This window comes from Chryseobacterium taichungense (assembly GCF_900109935.1).
Taxonomy (GTDB): Bacteria; Bacteroidota; Bacteroidia; order Flavobacteriales; family Weeksellaceae; genus Chryseobacterium; species Chryseobacterium taichungense.
Window position 1 is genome coordinate 117,617 of sequence record NZ_FOBV01000005.1, and the last position, 16,123, is coordinate 133,739.

Below are 16,123 nucleotides of genomic sequence, written 5' to 3' on the forward strand. Positions count from 1 at the left end.
TGCTTCATTGATGTTGCCAGATTTTATTTTAGAATAGAACATTAGAAATTGAAGTACTTTTTGAAGTGAAATTTACAATGTTTTCAATTTTTGATTTAAATTGTACTTTTTAGTGACACTTATCATACCTGCTTTCATAGGAAGTTTATAACTTTATTAAAAATTAAAAAATGAAGATCGAGCAAATTTATACTGGGTGCCTTTCTCATGCAGCTTATTTTCTGGAAAGTGAGGGAGAAGTTGCCATTTTTGATCCCTTACGTGATGTGGATTCTTACATTTCAAAAGCAGAAGCCGAACATGCTAAAATAAAATACGTTTTTGAGACGCACTTTCATGCTGACTTTGTAAGCGGACATCTTGAATTAAAAGACAAAACAGGAGCTGACATTGTTTTTGGGCCGACAGCAAAACCTTCTTACAATGCAATAGCAGCGAATGACGGAGATGTTTTCTATGTGGGCAAATGTATGGTAAAAGTGATTCATACACCTGGACATACCATGGAAAGCACAACCTATCTGATCTTCGATGAAAATGGTAATCAAAATTCTATCATCACCGGAGATACTTTATTTATCGGTGATGTGGGGCGACCGGATCTCGCTCAGCATGTCAACAGTGAACTCACACAGGATAAATTGGCCAGGCTGCTATTTCATTCTTTAAGAGAAAAAATAATGCCCCTTGATGATCATCTGATCGTCTATCCAAATCACGGAGCAGGAAGCGCCTGTGGTAAGATGATGAGTAAAGAAACAACCGATACGTTAGGTCACCAGAAAGAAACCAATTATGCCCTGAGAAAGGATATGACGGAAGATGAATTTGTTTCAGAATTACTTTCCGGCCTAACCGACCCACCCGGCTATTTCCCAAAAAATGTTTTGCTAAATATCAATGGCTATAATCATCTTGATTCGATACTGATTCAAGGAAAGAATCCACTTACTGTTGATGATTTTCTAAAGATGACGGAAGCTGATGATGTAATGATCTTAGATACCAGAAATGCATCAGCATTTGCACAGGGTTTTATTCCGGGTAGCCTTAATGTCGGGTTAGATGGAAGTTTTGCTACTTGGGTAGGGGAAATGATCAGCGATATTAATCAAAAAATAATCTTGGTAACTGATGCAGGCAGAGAGGAGGAAAGTATAGTAAGATTATCAAGAGTAGGATATGACAATACGATAGGTTATCTTAAAGGAGGTTTTGATGCCTGGAAGAATGCCGGTAAAAATATTGAAACGGTGGAAAGAATTTCAGCCGAAAAGTTTAAAGAGATCTATGATGATAAAATAATTATTCTTGATGTAAGGAAAAATAGTGAATTCGAATCCGAGCATGTGGTCAATGCTATTAATATTCCTTTAAATAAGATAAATTCACATTTCGATTCTTTTCCAAAGGACAAATCATTTATTGTATATTGTGCAGGAGGATATAGAAGTATGATCGCAGCATCAATCCTAAAACAAAATGGTTTTAAAGATTTTGCAGATGTCACAGGAGGTTTTGCAGACATTAGGAAAAATGACCTTCCGAGAACGGCTTATTCAGCGCCGACTACATTGCTGTAAATACCTGTATTTTATACAATTTTTATTATTCAACAAAATAAACTCTCCTTTAAAAAAAGGAGAGTTCTCAAAATAAAATAAGCCGCAAAAAGTGGATGACTAATTATTTCAAAGTTAGAAACAGCAGGCTTTTTCGCTTTATGACAGTACTCATAATTTCTTAATGAATTTATCATTAATATAAATTTCCAACCTTTCTTCGTTTTCATGCATCTATATCTATAGAACAATGAAATACAAAATCTATGAAAAGGCTGTATCTACAATTCCTTTTATTATTGCCTGTTTTCTGCCTTGCCCAGATTCCAAGAATTGAAATATCAAATGGTAAAGGAGGATATAAAAATAGTGATCAGGTCATCCTTCAGAAATTACAGATTGAGACAAAAATCGTTGGGAAAATTTCCACCAATACCATCACGATGGTGTTGAAGAACAATTCCGGGCGTCTGAGGGAGGGAAGGGTTACCTTTCCTTTGCCGGAAGGAATCAGCGCAAGCGGTTATGCACTCGATATTAACGGAAAGCTTAGAAATGCTGTTCCGGTAGAAAAAGAAAAGGCAAAGGAGGTATATGAAACCATTAAAAAAAGAAATGTTGATCCCGGTGTGCTGGAAAAAGTGGAAGGAAATAATTTCCGGACAACGGTATATCCCGTCGCTCCGAACGGAGGCGAAAGAACCCTGCAAATTACCTATCATGATGAACTCAAGAAATCCGGGAATGTTTATCAATACTTTTTGCCGCTAAATTATACGCAGCAAATTCCTGAATTTATCATTAAAACGACGGTCTTTCAGAGTACGGAAACTCCCATACTGGAAGAAAAACCGGACGGAGAATACAATTTCGTACAAAAGGGGAATGTTTGGACCGCAGAAACCCATAAAACCAATTATAGAACAGGAAATAATCTGAAGATCAATTTTCCGCAGCGTGAAGGCAGCCAGAACATTCTGATGCAGCCGGCTTCCGGTAATTCTTCGTATTTTCTGGCCAATCTAAATGTGCTTCCGAATGAAAGAGTCAAAAAGCTGCCTAATCAGATTGCTGTAGTTTGGGATAACTCTTTAAGTGGAAAAAACCGCGATCACGCCAAGGAATTTATACTGCTGGATGAATATTTTAAAGCCAATACAAATGTTACCGTAAAAACATATTTCATCAGCAATACGTTCGATAAAGGAAAAACATTTAAAATAAAAGATGGAAACTGGAATGAACTCAAATCTTATTTATCAAAAATTTCTTACGATGGGGGAACTGATTTCGGAGAATTAAAACCATTGCAAGAAGACGAAATCCTGTTCTTTACAGACGGAATATCCTCTTTTGGCGAAATGAAAATAATTTGGAATAAGCCCACTTATACCATCTCATCATCCAACACGGCCAATTTTAATCAGTTGAAGTACATCAGCAACAAAACAAACGGAGAATTTTTAAATTTAAATGAGAATGATCCAAAAAAAGAAGTGAGAAAACTACTTTTTCAACCGCTGAAGTTCTTAGGAATTGAAAGTAATTCAGCCGTTTCTGAAATATATCCCTCAATGTCTGAAACCATTTCACAGGATTTTGTGCTGGCCGGAATTTTAAATGGAAATCAGACAAGCCTTAAAGTAAAATTCGGTTATGGGAATGAAGTCACCGAAACCAGGATTATAACTTTAAATGCACAGGAGCAATCCGTAAAAGACTGGGAAATCTCAGCGTTCTGGGCACAGAAAAAACTTAACGAACTGGAAATTTTTTCAAAACAAAATAAAGACGAAATTAAAAACCTGAGTCAGCAGTTCGGCCTGGTCAGCAGCAACATGAGCTTAATGGTTCTCGAAAATGTTGAAGACTATGTCCGATATGACATCACGCCGCCACTGGAGCTTAAAACACAGTTTGATGCGATGGTTAAAAACAACAGGACTGCTAAAGAGGCAAGGCTGAAAGATTTGATGGAACAAGCTGAAATGATGACAGAAAACCTGAAGGCATGGTGGAAAAAAGAATATACCCCAAAACCAAAACGATATCCTACGCCTACATCGGTTTCAAGAAGTGATACGGCAAGAGAAAATGATCTTGAAGAAGTAGTGGTAACCGGCGTTTCAGAAATGAGAACATCAGCAGTTTCTGAAAGAAGGCGCGAGCAGGCACAAATGAGTCTGAAGGAAATGACTTATATCGCATCAAATGCACCTCAGGCACTTCAAGGAAGAGTTGCAGGAATTCAGGTCGGATACAGAAATAAATATTCAAACAGCGCTGCGCTCATCAATCCCGGAAGAATCACCACCATTGAGGTAGAATCGAAAGCGGAATATATGAAGCTTTTCAGCAGAGCAAACGATTCCGAAACCATTTACGGTATTTATCTTCAAAACAGAAAAGAATATGAGAACCTTCCTCAATATTACTTCGATGTTGCACAGCTTTTATTTAAAAACAATGACAGGAAACTTGGACTGAAAGTATTGAGCGCTATTGCAGACCTTGATCTGGAGAATGAAGAGCTCTATAAATTATTAGCCTATAAACTAAAGGAGGCGGAAGTGTACGACAAAGAGCTTTTCGCAGCTCAGAAAGTGTTGGAATGGAGGCCTTTCGATCCTCAAAGTTACCGGGACGTTGCACTGGCTTTTGAAGACAACGGAAACTACCAGGCTGCTCTTGATAATCTGTATAAAGTGCTCACCCAATCTTATACAAAAGAGCTGGCCGATCGTGACAACGGAATTGAAGAAATTATCATCATGGAAATCAATCAGCTTATCGCAAATCATGGAAAACAATTGAATCTTAACAATATCAACCCAAAAATCATGGCAGATCTTCCGATCAACATCCGCGTTGTGATCAACTGGAACAAAGATGATACGGATATCGATCTCTGGGTAACCGATCCCAACAATGAACGCTGCTATTATTCAAATAAAGAAACAGAAATCGGAGGCAGATTAAGTGACGATTTTACAAGAGGCTTCGGTCCCGAACAGTTTCTCCTGAAAAAAGCACTGAAAGGTAAATATAAGATCCAGACCAATTTCTTCGGAGAGCGGCAGGTAGGAATTGCCGGTCCGACAGCCATTATGGCGGAAATTTACATCAATTATGCGACCGGTAAACAGGAAAGAAAAATAGTAGTGTTCCAGAATCAAAAAGAAAACGGAAGAAATGAGGATGGTATTCTCATTGGTGAGTTCGAATTTTAATTAACAATTTTTGAAAATTGATAATTATACACAATAAATTATAGATGATGGTGTTAATATAATGATCAATGTGTAAGAAGAAGTTTGAGTTGAGGTGTCTGCAGCAATGCAGGCACTTTTTTTATTGTAATAATATTTTCAATAGGAACGGGCTTTAGCCCGTTTTTTATAAGTCAAACTCGTTTGGCTTTAGCCAAAACCTAAATTCAGATTTACATAAAAGCACCGCTGGCGCTAGCGTCCCGCTCGTGTCCTTTAAAAACAAACTTACCGTTCCCAACCCCTCCCGACACGTCCCGAACCTATCGCAACACGTTCCGGACCGGTCCAGACACGTTCTGTAAGGGTTCCGACACGTTGTATAACCCCTTTCGACACGTTCATTACCTCTCCGGCGGGGTTATCGACGTCTCCAACGGGGTCTTGGACGCCTCCGGACACGTTACACAACGTCTCCGGACCCGTGAAAGACGTATCGCGACAGGTAAAGAACCCCGCCGGACCCATAAAAAACCTCTTCGGAGCGCTGAAAGACATCACCGGACCCTTCCCGGACGTATCATGACACATAAACAACGTCTCCCGACCATTCAAACACATGTCGGGAGAAGTAAACGTTAATTGAGAGTATAAAAATACCCCTCCGTGTTAATCGAAGGGGTATTTAATATTATTTTTTCTCTTTATTTTCTTTGGTTGACGAATCGGATTCGGGTGGAGTAGGTTTGACGAAGAACTGTTTCAGATCTCTAAACTTGTCTTCAAATCCCACTGCCGCAGTTCCTGCTCTGTAAGCTGTAAAAGAATAGTCATCCAGTGCATATTGATAATTATCAAAATCATGGAGAGTTTTGGCGTTGTTCAGCCGTGTAATGATGCTTTCAAGCCTGCTGATCATTCCTTCCATGTGGTTTCGGGAAGTGTAATCCCTTTCAAATTCGGCCCAGTCGACATCAGGAGAGCTGAGGTTGGGCTGATTTTGGAAATAGTCGTGAACTTTGTTGACAAACAGCTTGTTTTGCTCGTTGATGCTGCCATATTTTTTACGGTCAGCGGCTGAAAGATTGATTGTAATTTCAGCAAGTGCGCTTTCAAGTAATGCAATGGCATCTTGTGCCGCAGTAATCTTTGTACTGCTCAAATGGGTGGAGTTCAAATTTGTTAATCCCATCATTTTTGATTTTATGTTAATACTAATTGATATAAAACCTTGTGTTTTTTTAAGAGAAACGAAAGTAAGAAAATTTTTAAAAGAAAAAAAATGAAAGCAAATTACAGCATGACCGAGACGCAGCCAAGTAAATAAATTTGCAGGAATGTATAGAGGGCGTAGATATTACAATCAACAGTATATTTTTGTTCTCTTCTTAAAAAAAAGATTGTAGATTCGCACGATCGAATTGTATTTCAAAGAGATTATGAATCTGAGTTTTAAAAATAATATTGTTAAAAGAATGATAATTTCATTAGTGATCTTAGCTGTGCTGATTCTTGCATTTGTATTATATCAGAAAAAAGTGCGTTATAATCTCGTTACGATATCAGAAAACAAGGTTTATAATTCGGGTGCTGTTCCTCCGGAAAAGCTGGCTGATTTCGTAAGCGATCACAAAATAAAAACCATTGTCGATTTACGCGACGGCCTGGTACAGACCGCTTTGAATCCGGAAACAAAAAAACAGGTAAATGCCGAAGAATTTGCAGCCGATAAAATTGCAGGCCTCCATTATTATAACTTACCCACTGACCAGATTCCTCAGGACAGCACGGTACAGAAGTTTTTGAAAATCATGGATGATCCGGGAAATTATCCTGTTCTTATCCATTGTCATCACGGGGTTGGGCGTTCCCGCTTGTTCAGTTCTATTTACAGAATCGAATATGAAAACTTCACCAACGAAAAAGCCAGGGAAAATGCCCGTTTGTTCTGGGAATTCGGAACCAATTTTTCAAAAAACTCAGAGAAAGGCATCTATCTTACCCATTATAAGAAAAGAAAAAGAGAGCAGTAAATCTTAATTTGCTTAACGAGATAAATGAAGTAAAGCCTTTTTAAATTTACCTGAAATATTTCTCCCACAGATTATGGTAAATGCAGATCTAAATAAAAAAAATCTGCACAATCCGCTCAATCCGCGAGAGCATCTTCACAACAAAGACGATTCCGGATAAAAAGAGACTTCCGCGAAAATATATTCTTGTTATTTCCCCACAGGAAATTACATAATACTTAATTTGCTTAATCAAATAAACTTTGTTTATTCTTAGATTTCAACATTAATATATTAAGTTTCTTAAGCCAAAAAAGGAATCAATCCTTAATTCCTTAATGTTTAAAACTTAAAAGTCTTCGTTGCCGAAGCCGCGAAAATATTTTCTTGTTATCTTTGCCACACTGAAAATAAAGTTATGAGTATTCACATTAGTGCAAATAAAGGAGATATTGCCAAAGTCGTATTGCAGCCGGGAGATCCACTTCGTGCACAATTTATCGCCGAAAAATATCTTGAACATGCCGAACTGGTAAGCAAAACGAGAGGCATTTTTTATTATACAGGATTATATAAAGGAAAAGAAATCACCGTTGGCGCCAGTGGAATGGGCTTTCCGAGCATTGGGATCTATTCTTTCGAATTATTCACAGAATATGAGGTAGACACGATCATCAGAATCGGAACCTGTGGCGCCTACAGTACCGATCTCAAGCTTTTTGATATTTTAAATGTTGAAAACGCAGCCAGTGAAAGTACCTACGCCAAATATGCCTGGGAAATAGATGATGAAATACTTCCGCACCAGGGAAATATCTATGACACTATTAATAAGACAGCAGAAGAACTTTCGTTAAAGACAAAAGCCATCAATGTTCACAGCAGCGATATTTTCTACAGGAAAGATCCTGCGGTACCTGCAATCGCTACAAAATACAACTGCCCCGCGGTAGAAATGGAGGCCTTCGGATTATTTGCCAATGCGAAACACTTAGGCAAAAATGCAGCGACGGTTCTTACCGTTACAGATATCATCCCAACGCATGAAAAGATCTCTGCCGACGAAAGGGAAAGAGCGTTGAAACCGATGATGGAGCTTGCACTGGAATCTGCTTTGAAAAGTTTGTAAGACATAGCCGTCGTTACATAAAAATATAAACACACAAGAGCTTTACGGATTAGGTAAAGCTCTTTTTGTATTAGAATATCAATTAATCTCAATTTGAACGTAAGGGAAGTTTTGTAACATCAATAGGAATGGGCTTTAGCCCATTTTATAATGATTAAAAACCATACAGGCTTTAGCCAAAACCTATTATAAGTTTCGGCTAAAGCCTGTATTTTGTTCATTATTTGAAATGTCGGGCTAAAGCCCGACGCTATTGAATGTAATTCTATCACGAACTCAGGTGATATTCTTTTAGATAGATTTATTAAAATAATAAACCAATCAGCATTAAAAAGTTTTATTCTCAAAGAAATAATTATATTTTTGTTACATCATGAAAGCCCAATCGCCGTTTTTAGACACTTTATTTCTGCTTCGACAAGAAGAATGCATCACTATTTTCACAGACCTTCAGGAAATTTCCCGGAAAGAAGAACATGATGCCGCCGAATATCTGGAAACTGAGTTTGAAAAAGAACGGCTGGAGTTTTTATCCGATACCATCAGTTATGACAAAGAAGCTGCAATCTGGGCTGCAAAAGTTTTGTATCACAGTGCCCAGCTGTATTTAATAAGAGAAAATACGGCAAAGGATTTAAACAAATTAATTCCGCCTTTCAATGGAAAGAGAGATGTTTCAGCCATCTTATCTGCAGATTTATCCTTACGATTTGTACCGCAGATCATTCTGGCTTTGCAACGGGCCGATCCCGAAGATCGTTTGATTAAATTACTGGAAAATATTTTAATACGCTTCCATTATTCAGCAGTCGGATTTGATCTCGAACTGGGAAACATCAGCTGGGAAGAAGAATTAAAAGACAACACCTACCGAAAGCTATATCTGGAAAAAATCGTCGAAAAAAAATCCTATCAGCTCGCTGAAATTCCTTATATCAACAAGTTGTTGATTTCTGAATTTGGTTTACATAAAGATGTGTTTTGGAGAGAATTAAAAATAATAAACAATTAAAAAAGTACAATAAAAAGCCTGTTGTGAATTTTGAATCCTTATACAAAATCTCTTACAACAGATAATAAAATATAATAATCAATGACTCAGAATATAGAAAAATTAAACAAGGTTCTGACATACGTTAAAGATACCTTTGTCGGAAAAGATAACGTCATCGATCTTTTGGGAATCTGCCTGCTGGCAAGGGAAAATGCCTTTTTGTATGGCCCTCCGGGAACCGCAAAATCAGCGATGGTAAGAACATTAGCAAAAACTGTAAAAGACGGTAAAAACTTCGAATATCTTCTGACCCGCTTCACCGAACCGAATGAGATTTTCGGCCCCTTCGATATCAGGAAATTAAAAGAAGGTGAATTGCTAACCAATACCGAAGGCATGATGCCCGAAGCATCCATGGTTTTTCTGGACGAAATCTTCAATGCCAATTCTGCCATTCTGAATTCCTTATTAATGGCTTTAAATGAAAAGATCTTTAAAAGAGGAAAGGAAACCAGGCATCTTCCGGCGCTTATGTTCGTCGGTGCCAGCAATGTCCTTCCCGAAGATGAAGCGCTGAATGCGTTGTTTGACCGTTTTCTCATCAGAATCAATGTCGATTATGTAAATCCGGAGCTTCTTCATCAGGTGCTTCTGGCCGGAAGAAAGCTCGAAAATAATACCGAAACGGAAATGCCGGAAATCCTTTCCCATGAGATCAGAGAACTACAAAATCTTTGTAAAACGATAGATCTGAAGCCGATTTATGAAGTGTACCTCAACACGATCATCAGCCTCCGCAATACAGGAATTGCCATATCTGACCGAAGAGCCGTAAAGATGCAGAATCTTATCGCTGCAAGCGCCCTGATCTGCGGGAGAGATGAGGCTGTTATTTCAGATCTTTGGGTATTGAAACATATCTGGGATACAGAAGAGCAGATCGAAATCCTGGAAGGCATCATCAACAGGACCATCGAAAAAGACGATCATCCGAAAGCCCATCCACAGGCACTTCAGAATAAAACTCCGGATCCCGAAGAGGTCATGAAAGACGTACAGATTCTCGTGGAGAAGTGGAATAGCGGAACACTGAGCTTTGAAGAACAGAATGTGATCAAAGATAAACTGAGATATCTTCAGACCCGCTGCGACTGGATTAGAAATCCTGAACAGAAACAGTATATTCAACAGGAAATTGAAAGTCTATGGCAAAAGATCCTTCAGAGCATATAAAAGAATTCTGGGCCGAAATCCCTCGCCCGAATGAAGAATATTTAGGTTCGATCCGCGACTGGAGCAATCTTCAGGTTGCATTGGATGATGAAATGATCTGGCTTAAAGGCTTTACGGCTGAGCAGGCTGTTTCACCCGAAATCCAGCAGCTGCCTAATTTTATATTGTACGAACTGCGGGACGGATTGCTGTTTCGCAAAAATGCTTTGGTTCCCAGTAAAAAAATAAGATCAGCATTACTTTGGACGCCTATTGACAAAGCCTTACGACTTACATTCCCGGTTTCCAACAACAATTTTTTCGGAATTGATGAAAAAGTTGAGGTCAAATTAAAAGCCGGTGAAGATGAGAAACCTGTTGTTGCTTTAGTAAGTTCAATTGATGAAATAAAAGACAGCCTGATTGCTTTACCCAAATTTAAGCTCGAAAAACTGGATTGGATTATCATTGATGATAAAGCGCTTTTTCTGGGAACACCATTACTAAGCCTTCCCGGAAAAACGTACTGGACAAAGGATGATCATCTCATTCCGGCAGGTTTTGATTTTGAATTTAAAAATCTGAGTTCTTTACTGCAAAGAAAATATAATGCGAACCGCGACCATTGGCTTTTATGGAGTGAAAACGGCAGCTTTTTTCCTGTTCTTAAAAGTGATTTCCGGAAGTTATCTGTAAGTTCGTTCCGTCTCACCGAAAAAGCAAAAGAATGGATGTAAGAGAATATTTCCGGTCTTACGAGAATTATTTCTGGGAGTGGACGACCGATGAGGATGTTCACGATGACTCCGGCTACCATGAAAACAACCTCATCGTAATTCCGAATGTAGGATCTCTTGCGTACAGGGCGTATGTCATGGGTATTCTCAAAGAATTAAAAGGCCAGGGACTGCCGCCGTTCGGTTCATTGTTGCTCGTACTCTACGCAATTCAGGACGGGCATCTAAACATGGATGGGATATTTTTCTATATCAGAAAATACAAAAATGCATTTCCGGGAACAGATATGGAGAATGACGTCTATGATGCGCAAAGCTTTTTAAAGAATCTGATGCATCTCGGGAATTCGTTAAAAAGATCCGCCAATAAAATTATTCTGTTAAGAACAATTTTCAGTTATGCTCCCATCCGGATATCCCCGGAATATTCTGAAGGAATTATCCGGAAGTTTGAGCGTAATCCTCATTCTATTGCTGAATGTGCTGTTAAAGAAAAGCTGAACGTAACGGTCTTTGGAAACGATATTGAAACACTCGCTTATCTCTATAACGAGTTCCCTACCACGGAGTCTATCATCAATGCCATGAAAGATGAGATTGGTCTTCCTGATTTAAAAGAAGAAGTCCTGGAAGAGGAAACGACCATCGAAAATGGGGCGGAATTTATTGAAGAACTGACCGAAGAGCCGAAAACGTTTCAGGTCGGAAGCCTCATCAAAAGAATCTGGAGCGGACTGAAAATCCCAATGCGTCATCTCTCACCGGGAGATCAGCCCATCGGTGGGATTTCTGATATGACTAATAAAGGCGAACTTCACAGAATGCTGTTGTCGGAATTTGCTCATGATGATGAAATCTTTATGAATCGTATCGCCAACAATGAAGCATTGTATATCCAGAGGGAAATTCCGCCTGAAGAAAATATCTTTGAAAGGATCATCCTGATCGATACTTCCCTGAAAAACTGGGGAACTCCGAAAGTATTGGCTTTTGCTTCTGCCATTGCCGTTATCAAACATCCGAAGGCGCATTCCGAATGTAAAGTTTTTGCCCTGGGAGAGCACACTATCCCCTTATCACTGAATAAAGTGGAAGATGTCATTGACAACCTGAATTTCGTGAGCCCTGTTCTGGAAGTTTCAAAAGCGCTGGAAAAGTTTTTTAATGAAGAACATACGAGTAAGGATCTGGAAGTCTTTTTTATTACTCATGAGGATAATATAAAAAATCAACATCTTCAGAAAGTTATTAATGAGAATCGTGACCGGCTCAAGTTTCTGGTTACAACTTCTGCTAGCGGTGAGCTGAACTTCTTTAAACATCAGAAAGGAATCAGAAAACATATTCAGAAAATTGTGCTTCCCCTGAAAGAATTATGGGCTAATCCGCCTTCAAAAAAGAGAAAAAGATCCAATAATGTTTCAGAACAGGGCGTTAAAACGGAGGTGCCTAAAAATTATCCCCTTCTTTTCCCGGCTCCCAAACAGCAGATTGCTACTTTTCTTTATGAGGGCGAATTCTTTATTTTGAGCAGTAAAAAGCAATTGCTGAGGACACATCTTACGGATAACTACTATAATAAAGGGTATTATGGAAGCTACTGGACCCATCGGGGTTGTGAAGTGCTGTATGAAAATATTTCCGTTAAAGATCAGGGACAATTTGCTCTGGCAAAAAACAAGCAACAGCAATTTATCTTGTGCCAGTATCAGCCTGCCAAGAATTTGATCTCAAAACTCAACATCGAAACGAAAGAATATTCGGAGCTCAATGTCGCAGGATTTGATATTCCTGCCAACGTAGAGTTGGTGTACTTTGATAAACATTTTTATCTGCACGAAGAACGACTGGATGAAATCTTTGGGATGACAGTAGAAGGAGAAGTTTCCATGGAATTGGTACCCAATGATGCAGAAATCGCTAAAAACTTCGGAAAAGTACAGATTGAACTGGATAAGCTGAAGTTTAATAAATTTAAAATATTAAGCAATTTCACTTTAGTAGGAATCAATAATGAGCATAATCTCGTTTTTTCTAAAAGCGAGCTGAAAAATTATGGAGGTACGCTTTATCTCATGAAAAATAAATTGCCGATTATCATTAAGGCAAATCAGATTAAAAATAAATTTACTTTTTCTGAAGGAAGTGAGATTATTACAGATTCAAGAGGCATAATTACATTCAAAAGCATTAATGCCAATATTCCGGTGTTTTATATGCCTTCTCTGGAATATCGCGCTGCCGCATTGGCTTCGGATACCGAATTTAGTGGTGCAGAATATTATCTGCCGCAGCATACATTGCTTAAAGTAAAAGAAATGCCGGAAATGTATGAAGATTACCTGAAAAGATTTATCCATCAAATACTGGAATATGGAACTGAAGATTAAGCCTTTTCCGAAAAATAATTACCCAAAAACAGGGGTGCTGATCAGGAGCGCCTCGCCACGGGTATGGCTGCAGGAAATGGAATTGCTGGATATTGATCTTAATGCAGTGCAGTCATTTGCGGTACCTTCGCAGCAACCGAATGTTTTATACGGATGTCTGCTGGTTTTTACTCATAATGCTCCCGCTGATATCGGGCAGCACAGATACTTTCAATGCTTCAGTAAGCGGTTGTTCATTCCGGAAAATACCGATTTCTATCCTAAGCTTATTGCTGAGGATTGGAAATATCAGGACGCTCAATATATCATTATGCATCCGGACTTCGGGCTTGTAAAATTAACGGAAGAGATTGATTGGATAACCGTTTTGCAGGATTCTCCTAAAACAGAATCAATCATCAGAAAACCGTTAAACGGAATAAGCATTCCACAAAAAATCCGGAGCTTTCAGGTACATATGAATGACGACGATTTGCTGGAACAGTTGATGAATCCTCAAACGGATGAAGAATGGATGAAAAATCTTCCTTTTGACCTGGAAAAAGTAAAGGCTGGAAATCTGGAAGAAATTGAAAAATATATTGCTTACATTACCAGATATCCTGAACGGGCGGTTTATTTTGGCATTCCGCTGGATATTCACAGTGCTTCGAGAGGAGGTTGGGGAGATTTTAATTTTGATTTCGGCATGTTCGGGATGGGCGGCGATCCTATCAGTGGGGATAAGCAATCTCAAAATTCATCTAAAAAATCGAAAGATTCGTGGAAAGTATTAATCGGATTTATAGTGCTTGTTGTTATTATCATTTTTGTCTTAGATTCAAAGAAAAACAATCCTGAGGAACCTACAGTCTCTCAGGTCTCAACAGATCTTTACAATCATCATGCTGTTGAGACGGCACCAGAAAACAAGCTTGCTTTTGAATCCGGAGTTACCAAAATTGACATGGTGATCGATTCTTTGTACGGAAAAGAAAGAAGACAGCTGATACAGGAATATGAACAGGTGAATGGAACCGGAGATGTAATTCTGTGGAAAATTGAAGAGTACAGGCTAAAAGAGAAAAAATCCAGGGATTCCTTAAAGAATGTTTATCTTAAAAAAACAGAAGATCTGGTGAGGCTTAAAACGCAAGGCTATCACACGAAGATCCTCGATTCGATAAGGAAAGATCCCGCCAATACGATGTCAAAAGTCTCACAGAAACTTATGGCTGATGATATTGTGGAAATGAGAAGAAGAACAATTTATGATTCTTTATCCAGAGTTTACGGCACCTCTCGTACAACAGATCCAATGGTTGTTTTCAATAAAGATTCCGGAGGGAAAGCTTCTTACATAAACGTAGATGATGTTGAAAGAAAAGAAACTTCCATTTCAGAAATTACCTGGATGATTCTGGCGATAATCGGGTTGGTAGCAGGGTATTCTTATTTTGTAAGGAAAAAGCCATTGTATATGGGCGGTGAATATGTTTCAGAAGGAATAAAAATGATTCTTATTATGATATTGGCGGCCGCATTGCTGTATATTTTCTATCCGTTGATCCAAACATTTGGCTACAATTGGCTGGTATGGCTGCTGATCATCGGTGTTATTGTACTACTGTACAGATTATTCAGTGAGGATATGGACATTTTAAAATCAGGAAAGAAATGAGGAAAACAAAGTTTTTAGAAAAATTCCTGGTTGCCTTTTTTATCCTTGTGGCATTTAAGATTATTGCGATGATCGCGCAATGGTCTCAGGCAGCATTGGAGAACGCGGCGGCGAGCATCTTTAAATTTATATTCGTTGCCTGCCTGTCGGTGATTTTAATTATTTTACTGCAGAATAAAGAGAAAGATCCTCTGCCACCTACACATAAAAAATATGGAGATCGCGGAGTTCCTTTGGATTCATCGTTATTCGATCGCTTAAAAAGCATGTATGAAGATATTGCCGAAAAGCATATTCAGAATAATGAATACAGAAAAGCAGCAGTGGTCTATATGAATTTGCTTAAAGATTATTACAGGGCTGCCAAAACACTGGAGAACGGTGGATTTTACAACGAAGCAGCAGCTATTTATCTCAAAAAGCTCTCCAATAAAGCGGACGCCGCAAACTGCTATGTGTTCGCTAAACAATATGATAAAGCGATTACCCTCTATAAGGAGCTTCAGCAAAAAGAAAAAGTGGGAGATCTGTACACAATTATTGACGACCGGGAAAATGCTCTGCTGTTTTACCAGATGGTTGTCGACGATTATCTCGCCAGTTTTCAGATGATCAGCGCTTCAAAGATATACCGGCATAAAATGGATATGCCCGATGAAGCACAGAAAACCCTTCTCAGAGGTTGGGAAGAAAATCATGATCCGCTCAATTGCCTGCAACAGTATTTTGCAAATATTGCTGATGTTAAAAAACTCGGGCATGAAATTCAGCAGATCTATAGCCGGACACCTTCGGAAAAAAAGATCATTTATTTGGAAGCGATGAAACAGGAATTTAAAAAAAGTCCAGAACTTCAGATACCTACAAGAAATATTGCGTATGAGATCGTCGCTGAAAAAGTAAAGACGCGTTCGGAAATTGTGAATGAATTAAAACATTTTAATCCTGATGATGAGGTCATTCTGAAAGATATTTCGAGGTATAAAACGGGAAGGAATAAGATGTTCAGAAATTGATAATCCAATAACTTCAGAAAAGATTTTACGAAAAAGAATTATCTTTGCGACAACAAAATTATGACAATACAAAGAGCACATATCAGTTTAAATCTATGCGATCGCCCTATAGTAAAGGGATCGTTTGGATATGAATGGATGGTATTGAATGAGGCGAAATGTGCTTGCTTTGAAAATTATTTACAATAATCTCGTAAAAAAT

Annotated in this window: 11 protein-coding genes; 10 read left to right on the forward strand and 1 reads right to left on the reverse strand. The window is 38.5% G+C overall.

Annotated features, from left to right (window positions below; genetic code table 11):
• The first annotated feature begins 170 nt into the window (after window positions 1-170).
• Both BMW64_RS12205 and BMW64_RS12215 read left to right on the forward strand, forming a co-directional pair.
• Entirely contained in the window at window positions 171-1,583 is a 1,413-nt protein-coding gene (locus BMW64_RS12205) for an MBL fold metallo-hydrolase (protein WP_090000244.1), read from the forward strand.
• A 245-nt stretch (window positions 1,584-1,828) separates the two neighbouring features.
• Window positions 1,829-4,792 carry a VIT domain-containing protein gene (locus tag BMW64_RS12215; protein WP_090000246.1) on the forward strand — a complete coding sequence of 988 codons (2,964 nt, stop codon included), beginning with the start codon at window positions 1,829-1,831 and terminating at the stop codon, window positions 4,790-4,792.
• Between the two features lie 670 nt (window positions 4,793-5,462).
• Here BMW64_RS12215 and BMW64_RS12225 read toward each other — a convergent pair.
• Complete coding sequence (locus BMW64_RS12225) at window positions 5,463-5,966, reverse strand: hypothetical protein (RefSeq protein ID WP_394332263.1); 504 nt, start codon at window positions 5,964-5,966, stop codon at window positions 5,463-5,465.
• Between the two features lie 280 nt (window positions 5,967-6,246).
• Here BMW64_RS12225 and BMW64_RS12230 point away from each other — a divergent pair, with 280 nt between their 5' ends.
• From BMW64_RS12230 to BMW64_RS12265, 8 genes are all read left to right on the forward strand, one after another.
• On the forward strand, window positions 6,247-6,804 hold the full coding sequence (locus BMW64_RS12230; RefSeq protein ID WP_177175283.1) for a dual specificity protein phosphatase family protein: 558 nt from the start codon (window positions 6,247-6,249) through the stop codon (window positions 6,802-6,804).
• 397 nt (window positions 6,805-7,201) lie between these two features.
• The gene (gene deoD, locus BMW64_RS12235) at window positions 7,202-7,912 is read left to right on the forward strand and encodes a purine-nucleoside phosphorylase (protein WP_090000249.1); all 711 of its coding nucleotides are present in this window, start codon (window positions 7,202-7,204) and stop codon (window positions 7,910-7,912) included.
• Between the two features lie 373 nt (window positions 7,913-8,285).
• The gene (locus BMW64_RS12240) at window positions 8,286-8,924 is read left to right on the forward strand and encodes a hypothetical protein (RefSeq protein WP_090000250.1); all 639 of its coding nucleotides are present in this window, start codon (window positions 8,286-8,288) and stop codon (window positions 8,922-8,924) included.
• An 81-nt stretch (window positions 8,925-9,005) separates the two neighbouring features.
• A complete protein-coding gene (locus tag BMW64_RS12245; RefSeq protein WP_090000251.1) occupies window positions 9,006-10,139 on the forward strand; it encodes an AAA family ATPase in 1,134 nt (377 codons plus the stop codon).
• Entirely contained in the window at window positions 10,112-10,855 is a 744-nt protein-coding gene (locus tag BMW64_RS12250; protein WP_090000252.1) for a hypothetical protein, read from the forward strand. Before BMW64_RS12245 ends, BMW64_RS12250 begins: the two co-directional genes overlap by 28 nt.
• The gene (locus BMW64_RS12255; protein WP_090000253.1) at window positions 10,846-13,245 is read left to right on the forward strand and encodes a hypothetical protein; all 2,400 of its coding nucleotides are present in this window, start codon (window positions 10,846-10,848) and stop codon (window positions 13,243-13,245) included. The genes BMW64_RS12250 and BMW64_RS12255 overlap by 10 nt, the downstream gene beginning before the upstream one ends.
• Complete coding sequence (locus BMW64_RS12260) at window positions 13,229-14,905, forward strand: hypothetical protein (RefSeq protein ID WP_090000254.1); 1,677 nt, start codon at window positions 13,229-13,231, stop codon at window positions 14,903-14,905. The genes BMW64_RS12255 and BMW64_RS12260 overlap by 17 nt, the downstream gene beginning before the upstream one ends.
• Entirely contained in the window at window positions 14,902-15,921 is a 1,020-nt protein-coding gene (locus BMW64_RS12265) for a tetratricopeptide repeat protein (RefSeq protein WP_090000255.1), read from the forward strand. Before BMW64_RS12260 ends, BMW64_RS12265 begins: the two co-directional genes overlap by 4 nt.
• The last annotated feature ends 202 nt before the right edge of the window (window positions 15,922-16,123 follow it).